Raw genomic sequence first — 7,165 nt, 5'->3', positions numbered from 1 at the left:
TCCTGTTTGCAATAAATACAATAATCGTAGTGTACAGTTCTTGGCTTATTACATTCAGGACAGGCATATTTTTTATTCTGATTTGCTTAGAAAGCTTTTTCTCCATTGTTTTGAATATAATGGAGATTATCAAGCATGCTCATTCCATATCTCATTCTGTATTAATTTTCATCTTTTATTCCCAAAGTACTGCGATATTCCTGTTGTTTCTTTTTAGGTAATTTCTTGATTACCTCTTCTATTGAATGATTGATTAATTCCTTTATAAGGCTATCCGGCACATCACTTTCCAGATATATGGTAATCCAGTGTTTCTTGTCGGAAAACGGGCCGAATGCAATGCCATTATATAGCTCTATCAGTTCTGTCGACTTGGTGGAGTCACATTTTGTGTCTGCCCAAAATCGTCCATCTTTAGGATTTAATGGAGCAAAAGTGAACATCTTGTCCATGATTTTATAGACAAGGGTATTTTCGCCAAAGGGGAAACTTTCTGTTGCTCCTTTGATGCTTAAACAATATTCCCGATATTCTTCAATATTCATGGCTTTACTCTTTTTGCATTGTTTCCTTCCTCAATCAGGCTTCAAAAATACGATTTCTTTTCATGAAGCATGCAAAAATTCCATTAAAAGAACGGATTACCCAAAATGCACGCTGCATGAGTTAAAATATCAGCATTAATATATGGGTGGTGTTAGATATATAGATGCTGCGCGTCCGATGTATAGATACAACATGTCCGATAAATTAATCTAATTGTCTGGAAGGGGTGAACTCAAAAAGCTCAATTATACAAAAGAGTTTTTTGCCAGCACTCCTGCACAGGTGTACCTCAAACCCTTTATTGATCGGCATTTGAAGGTGTGCTGGCAACCTGAAAATTAGTGCTGGTAAACTGTTTGCCAGCACTAATTTTGCAGTGAATGTTTACAATGTTTCCATCTATCTGATTGATTTATAGTGAGTAGCCCGATAATTACCGGATTGAGCTTTTCTACACGAATCTATGCGAAAAATGTGCTGTTTTAACTCTTTTTTACTCTAAATGTGAATAATTTCCCGTAGACTTCGCAAAGATCTCCGCGCACACTGTCTTCCGTTTCAGCAGGTGACACCGACTGTTTCAATAGGGGAAACACTCTGTTTCATTGCTTGAAACACTCTGTTTCACACCGAGAAACACTTAGTTTCAATAGGGGAAACATTTGGTGTCAACGTGCGGAGTGTCAGATATGTGCCAGTCTGATTATTGTTTTACTCGTTGGCGGAGTTAGCTCCTTGCGTGTAGGAATGAAGTAAATGATAAGTAATACTATCTCAATTAGCTTCGCTGACATATTCTCTGATTTTTTTCATTTAGCCCGTAACCTTTACAAGAAAGAAATTAATTCCGCCAACGGGTATTGTTTTATATAAAACCGCCTTATCCCTTTTCTTATCTCGATAAAAAACTGTAACTTTGCCCTCCGATTTTAATAGTAATTGAAACAATTATGGCAGCAAAACCCAGTATTCCTAAAGGAACCCGTGACTTTTCGCCGGTAGAAATGGCGAAGCGTAACTATATATTCAATACCATTCGCGATGTATATCATCTCTATGGTTTCCAACAGATTGAAACGCCTGCAATGGAAATGCTTTCCACACTGATGGGGAAATATGGTGAAGAAGGTGATAAACTTCTGTTTAAAATACAGAACTCAGGTGATTATTTCTCCGGACTAACCGATGAGGAATTGCTGAGCCGTAATGCAGCCAAACTTGCAAGTAAATTCTGTGAAAAAGGTTTGCGTTATGATCTCACAGTGCCATTTGCCCGCTACGTGGTGATGCACCGTGATGAAATAACTTTCCCTTTCAAACGCTATCAGATACAACCTGTGTGGCGTGCAGATCGTCCACAAAAAGGCCGTTATCGTGAGTTCTATCAATGTGATGCTGACGTGGTAGGTAGTGATTCTTTACTGAACGAGGTGGAATTAATGCAGATTGTCGATACTGTATTTACTCGCTTTGGTATCCGTGTTTGCATCAAGATCAATAACCGTAAGATTTTGACGGGCATTGCGGAGATTATCGGTGAGGCAGATAAGATCGTGGATATCACTGTGGCTATTGATAAACTAGATAAAATCGGTCTGGACAATGTGAATGCCGAGTTGAAAGAAAAAGGTATCAGCGATGAGGCTATTGCCAAATTACAACCTATCATTCTACTGAGCGGCACCAACGAGGAGAAACTGGCTACCCTGAAAGAAGTACTTGCCGGAAGTGAAATTGGTCAAAAGGGAGTGGAAGAAAGCGAATTTATCTTGAAAACTCTATCGGCTTTCGGTCTGAAGAATGAATTGGAACTTGATTTGACACTTGCCCGTGGGTTGAATTACTATACCGGTGCCATTTTTGAAGTAAAAGCATTGGATGTACAAATCGGTAGTATTACAGGCGGTGGTCGCTATGATAATCTTACCGGTGTATTCGGTATGGCAGGAGTTTCCGGTGTAGGCATCTCCTTTGGTGCGGACCGTATCTTTGATGTGCTGAACCAGCTTGATCTTTATCCGAAGGAAGCTGTAAACAGTACGCAACTTCTATTTATCAACTTTGGTGAGAAAGAAGCTGCTTTTTCCTTGAATGTACTTGCCCAAGTACGTGCAGAAGGTATTCGTGCGGAAATCTTCCCGGATTCATCTAAAATGAAGAAACAGATGGGCTATGCTAATGCCAAAAATATTCCGTTTGTAGCTCTTGTAGGAGAGAATGAAATGAACGAGAATAAGGTGACACTCAAGAATATGGAGACTGGTGAACAGACCCTGGTTTCGGCCGAAGAATTGATACAAACTTTAAAGAAATAAAAACTTCATAAAAGAGTAAGCTCTTTGTAATCCATCTTGGTTATCTTTGTAGTACTAACCTAACAAAGATAACTATTATGGATGTTTTAGAACCAAAGTATTACGCAGCCATCGGTATGGTGATGACGTTAATAGCCGTAATATTCCTATTCTTGATGGGGAGTGCTTTAGTACATTCTACCAAGAGCTTCTGGCAGGGATATTCGACTGAATTGAGTTGTGATACAGACTTGGATATTGACTAAACTTTCTTAGTTTTGTTATTTATCAGTCGTCAATAGCTTGTTGATAAGAACTTAACTCCCTGTTGACAAGAAGTTAACTTCTTGTATGCAAAGTCTTAACTTCTTGTATGGGGGATTTTGGGGTAAAAAGAATAGGATTGGTATGCCTTAAACCGGCTATTTACAGTTGTTCTTTTGCCCAGGCAATCATTAATTCGTTGCGATCTGAAAGCCAAGCCAGTTGATAAAGTTGGCGAACTACATTCAACCATGACTGGTTACGGTGTTCATCATTATCTCCCACATCTGTTTTACCTCCATTTTTGTAATATTGAGTACGGTTTGTACTGCAAATGCGGGCATATCTGCCGGTGTTTGGTTTTAAGTCGGCATTTGTCATATGCAGGTAAAACTCCAGTTGCTCATCGGTGCAATGCTTATCTGTCGGCATTTTAGTACTATCTGCTACATATACAGTTACTCCGTCTTTGAAAATATATGGTTCATAGAAGTTTTTGGTATACATATCCTCGTATACTACTCCTTGTACAGGGAATTGTGCCCCTGATTGCCGTTTGATAAATTCTGCGAGTTTATACAGGTATGTGGTATCTGTACTTTGCTTAACTTCCCAGCAAGTGGTGGCAATCCATGTGGCAAGTTGTTCTGCACTTGGGTTCAGCAAGTATACCAGTCCGCGCTTGGCTACTCCTTTTTTTATATCTTTCCCGGTGTAATATTCATAGAGTTTCACCGGGTACCCTTCCCAACCGGGGATATCTGTATGTTCGCTTAGTAGTTTCTGGGTCATGTATGCTGATGCAAGCACTGTGCGGCAACGTTCTACCAACAATGGGAAACCGTTTTTTAAGAATGCTTTAGGCAGAGAGTTAAGGGTTGTTTCAGCAGGAAGGGCTTTGGTGGGAGCGGGCGTTGTTACTGTTGTAAATATAACTTGCTGATAGGGCACTAATGCAGACTTTAGTTCATCCCATATATTCTGGTATAAATCGCTATTCTGACTGACACCTTTGTCATCGTAGTAATAGACATGACCGGATTCGCTGCCTCCCCAGTGCTTTTCTTCGCAACGAATATTTAAAGTTATTTGCGATAAATTCTCATTAATAGGCCTGATGACAAAATTCAAAGTTCTCCGTTCATTTGGTTTGAATACTTTTTTTATTTCAACAGGTTTCTGGGCTTGTATGAAACCTGCTTGCTTGTCCAGCGATAGAATGAAATATTCATTATTCTGTACGAAGTCAATCAATTTGTCAAAAAGAGTATTCTGGTCAGCGTTTACATAAATGGCCTTAATTGGTTTTGTAGTTTCTTGTGCAATAGCAGTTAAGCAGATACAGGAGAATAACAACAGTCCGAGGAAACTTTTATTTTTCATATTAATATTGTTTTAGGTTTACCTTACTATGGTGATTCTCACAAATATAGTAATTTAAGTCTGAATATAGAAAAATATACTACTTTAATTTACAAGTTTGTGTTATTTCCGCTTCACTATTCCCACATATACTAATAGAATTATATTCATCATCAGTGCATAAATTATAGCCGGTATGGCAATTATGTCATTATTGAAAATAAACGGGCTACTTGCAATAGCAATACTTTGGGCTGCATTTTGCATGCCTATTTCAATGATAAGCGTACGCTGTTCTTTCCTGTTCAATTTCATTAACTGGGAGATTAAATATCCTCCACCCATAGCCAATAATATCATTAGTGTGATGCACAGACCTAATCGGCTGATCTGTGCAGCTATCGTTTCGTGATGTTGTATGAAGAAAACAGTAGCTAATAAAATCAAGGCAGGGAAGGCAACCTTGGATAATACTTTGTGTATCCGTTCGGCTGTTTTAGGGCAAAAGCGTTTGGTTAAAACGCCTATTGCGATAGGGAGCAACATGAGTAGTAGATTCTGGATAATGAGGCTGCCGACAGGTAGGTGTATTGTTATTCCACTATTGTTTCCTGCAATTTGCGTAGCAAACTCCATAATGACAGGAATAGTAAACAAAGTAATAATACTGCTGAGTGCAGTCAGTGATACGGAAAGTGCGACATCACCTTTAGCTATCATAGAGAATATATTGGAAGAACTCCCACCCGGAGAACAAGCAATAAGTATCAGGCCGATAAAGAACAGAGGTTCCAAATGAAATAGATAACCCAATGCAAAAGCCAATATTGGTAAAAGGATTATCTGTCCTATCAATCCTGCAAAAACAGGATAGGGACGTTGACGAAATAATTTAAAATCTTTAATTTCAAGTGTTAGTCCCAACTCAAACATTAATAATGTGAGAATAGGCAAAACAATCCAGACTGCATTCATGTTCTAAAAACGTTTTTTGAGGGTGCAAAGATAATGCAAATAGAAAGCATAACTTTCATGCTTGCATAGAAAAGTTATGCTGAGATGCCGTTTATCTTCTCTAAAAATAATGGTATATTGTCTTATTCTTTGCCAAATTGGCAGTTTAATACTGACAGAAATTTCGCTTTACTGTTTGGCACGATTTTCGCAATTTGTTCTGCGTCTCACTAAAATGAGACAAGACATTACTATAATAAATGTATAACATATAAAAAACAAAAGAACTATGAACATTAAACCATTGGCAGACAGAGTGCTGATACTCCCTGCACCTGCAGAAGAGAAAACAATTGGCGGTATCATTATTCCGGATACAGCAAAAGAAAAACCTTTGAAAGGTGAAGTTGTGGCAGTTGGTCACGGTACGAAAGATGAAGAGATGGTATTGAAGGTGGGCGACACTGTTTTGTATGGCAAGTATGCTGGTACCGAACTGGAAGTTGAAGGCACTAAATATCTGATTATGCGTCAAAGTGACGTACTCGCTGTGTTAGGTTAATATAGTAATTATAAAATATTTAAATTGTAAATATCATTATGGCAAAAGAAATATTATTCAATATCGATGCCCGCGACCAATTGAAAAAAGGTATCGATACACTGGCAAATGCAGTGAAAGTAACTCTCGGCCCTAAAGGTCGTAACGTGATTATCGAAAAGAAATTCGGTGCTCCTCACATCACGAAAGACGGTGTAACTGTAGCTAAAGAAGTGGAACTGTCTGACGCATACCAGAATACGGGTGCACAGTTGGTGAAAGAAGTAGCTTCCAAGACTGGTGACGATGCCGGTGACGGTACTACTACTGCTACTGTATTGGCACAGGCTATTGTTGCTGAAGGCTTGAAGAACGTAACTGCCGGTGCAAGCCCTATGGATATCAAACGTGGTATTGACAAGGCTGTTGCCAAAGTGGTTGACTCAATTAAGTCACAAGCTGAAAAAGTAGGTGACAACTACGATAAGATTGAACAGGTTGCTTCTGTATCTGCAAACAATGATCCGGTTATCGGTAAGTTGATCGCTGATGCTATGCGTAAGGTTTCTAAAGACGGTGTAATTACTATCGAAGAAGCTAAGGGTACCGATACTACTATTGGTGTGGTAGAAGGTATGCAGTTCGATCGTGGTTATCTTTCCGCTTACTTCGTTACTAATACGGAGAAGATGGAGTGCGAAATGGAAAAACCATACATCTTGATCTACGACAAGAAGATTTCTAACCTGAAAGATTTCTTGCCTATCCTGGAACCGGCTGTACAAACCGGACGTCCTCTGTTGGTAATCGCAGAAGATGTGGACAGTGAAGCTTTGACTACGTTGGTTGTAAACCGTCTGCGTTCTCAGTTGAAGATTTGTGCTGTGAAAGCTCCGGGATTCGGTGATCGTCGTAAAGAAATGCTGGAAGATATCGCCGTATTGACTGGTGGTGTAGTGATCAGCGAGGAAAAAGGTCTGAAGCTAGAACAAGCTACCATCGAAATGTTGGGTACTGCTGATAAGATCACAGTTTCTAAAGATAACACTACCATCGTAAACGGTGCCGGTGACAAACAAAATATCAAGGAACGTTGTGAACAAATCAAAGCTCAGATTGCTGCTACTAAATCTGATTATGACAAAGAAAAATTGCAAGAACGTCTGGCTAAATTGTCTGGTGGTGTTGCTGTTCTTTACGTAGG

Annotated in this window: 7 protein-coding genes; 4 read left to right on the top strand and 3 right to left on the bottom strand. The window is 39.2% G+C overall.

What is annotated here, in order from left to right; all coding sequences use genetic code 11:
• Positions 1-161: 161 nt before the first annotated feature.
• Entirely contained in the window at positions 162-545 is a 384-nt protein-coding gene (locus BACCELL_RS24580; protein ID WP_007214871.1) for an MmcQ/YjbR family DNA-binding protein, read from the bottom strand.
• A 951-nt stretch (positions 546-1,496) separates the two neighbouring features.
• Between BACCELL_RS24580 and hisS the strand changes: the two genes are divergently transcribed.
• Positions 1,497-2,861 carry a histidine--tRNA ligase gene (gene hisS / locus BACCELL_RS24575; protein ID WP_007214868.1) on the top strand — a complete coding sequence of 455 codons (1,365 nt, stop codon included), beginning with the start codon at positions 1,497-1,499 and terminating at the stop codon, positions 2,859-2,861.
• Between the two features lie 77 nt (positions 2,862-2,938).
• Entirely contained in the window at positions 2,939-3,106 is a 168-nt protein-coding gene (locus tag BACCELL_RS27050) for a hypothetical protein (RefSeq protein WP_007214867.1), read from the top strand.
• A 160-nt stretch (positions 3,107-3,266) separates the two neighbouring features.
• Here BACCELL_RS27050 and BACCELL_RS24570 read toward each other — a convergent pair whose 3' ends face one another.
• The gene (locus BACCELL_RS24570) at positions 3,267-4,487 is read right to left on the bottom strand and encodes a hypothetical protein (protein ID WP_007214866.1); all 1,221 of its coding nucleotides are present in this window, start codon (positions 4,485-4,487) and stop codon (positions 3,267-3,269) included.
• A 102-nt stretch (positions 4,488-4,589) separates the two neighbouring features.
• Positions 4,590-5,441, bottom strand: coding sequence for a bile acid:sodium symporter family protein (locus BACCELL_RS24565; RefSeq protein ID WP_007214865.1), 852 nt, complete (start codon positions 5,439-5,441; stop codon positions 4,590-4,592).
• 268 nt (positions 5,442-5,709) lie between these two features.
• Here BACCELL_RS24565 and BACCELL_RS24560 point away from each other — a divergent pair, with 268 nt between their 5' ends.
• Together BACCELL_RS24560 and groL are read left to right on the top strand one after the other, a co-directional pair.
• Complete coding sequence (locus tag BACCELL_RS24560) at positions 5,710-5,982, top strand: co-chaperone GroES (protein WP_005679636.1); 273 nt, start codon at positions 5,710-5,712, stop codon at positions 5,980-5,982.
• 38 nt (positions 5,983-6,020) lie between these two features.
• The coding region (groL, locus tag BACCELL_RS24555) for a chaperonin GroEL (RefSeq protein ID WP_007214864.1) at positions 6,021-7,165 on the top strand (1,145 nt) is incomplete at its 3' end.

It is taken from the genome of Bacteroides cellulosilyticus DSM 14838 (assembly GCF_000158035.1).
Taxonomy (GTDB): Bacteria; Bacteroidota; Bacteroidia; order Bacteroidales; family Bacteroidaceae; genus Bacteroides; species Bacteroides cellulosilyticus.
This window is presented reverse-complemented; position numbering and strand designations above follow the sequence as displayed.

Bases quoted from the DNA above. Each gene is read 5' to 3' on its own strand.
- BACCELL_RS24570 (WP_007214866.1), bottom strand. From the start codon at position 4,487: ATGAAAAATAAAAGTTTCCTCGGACTGTTGTTATTCTCCTGTATCTGC.
- BACCELL_RS24560 (WP_005679636.1), top strand. From the start codon at position 5,710: ATGAACATTAAACCATTGGCAGACAGAGTGCTGATACTCCCTGCACCT.
- BACCELL_RS24580 (WP_007214871.1), bottom strand. From the start codon at position 545: ATGAATATTGAAGAATATCGGGAATATTGTTTAAGCATCAAAGGAGCA.
- BACCELL_RS24565 (WP_007214865.1), bottom strand. From the start codon at position 5,441: ATGAATGCAGTCTGGATTGTTTTGCCTATTCTCACATTATTAATGTTT.
- hisS (WP_007214868.1), top strand. From the start codon at position 1,497: ATGGCAGCAAAACCCAGTATTCCTAAAGGAACCCGTGACTTTTCGCCG.
- BACCELL_RS27050 (WP_007214867.1), top strand. From the start codon at position 2,939: ATGGATGTTTTAGAACCAAAGTATTACGCAGCCATCGGTATGGTGATG.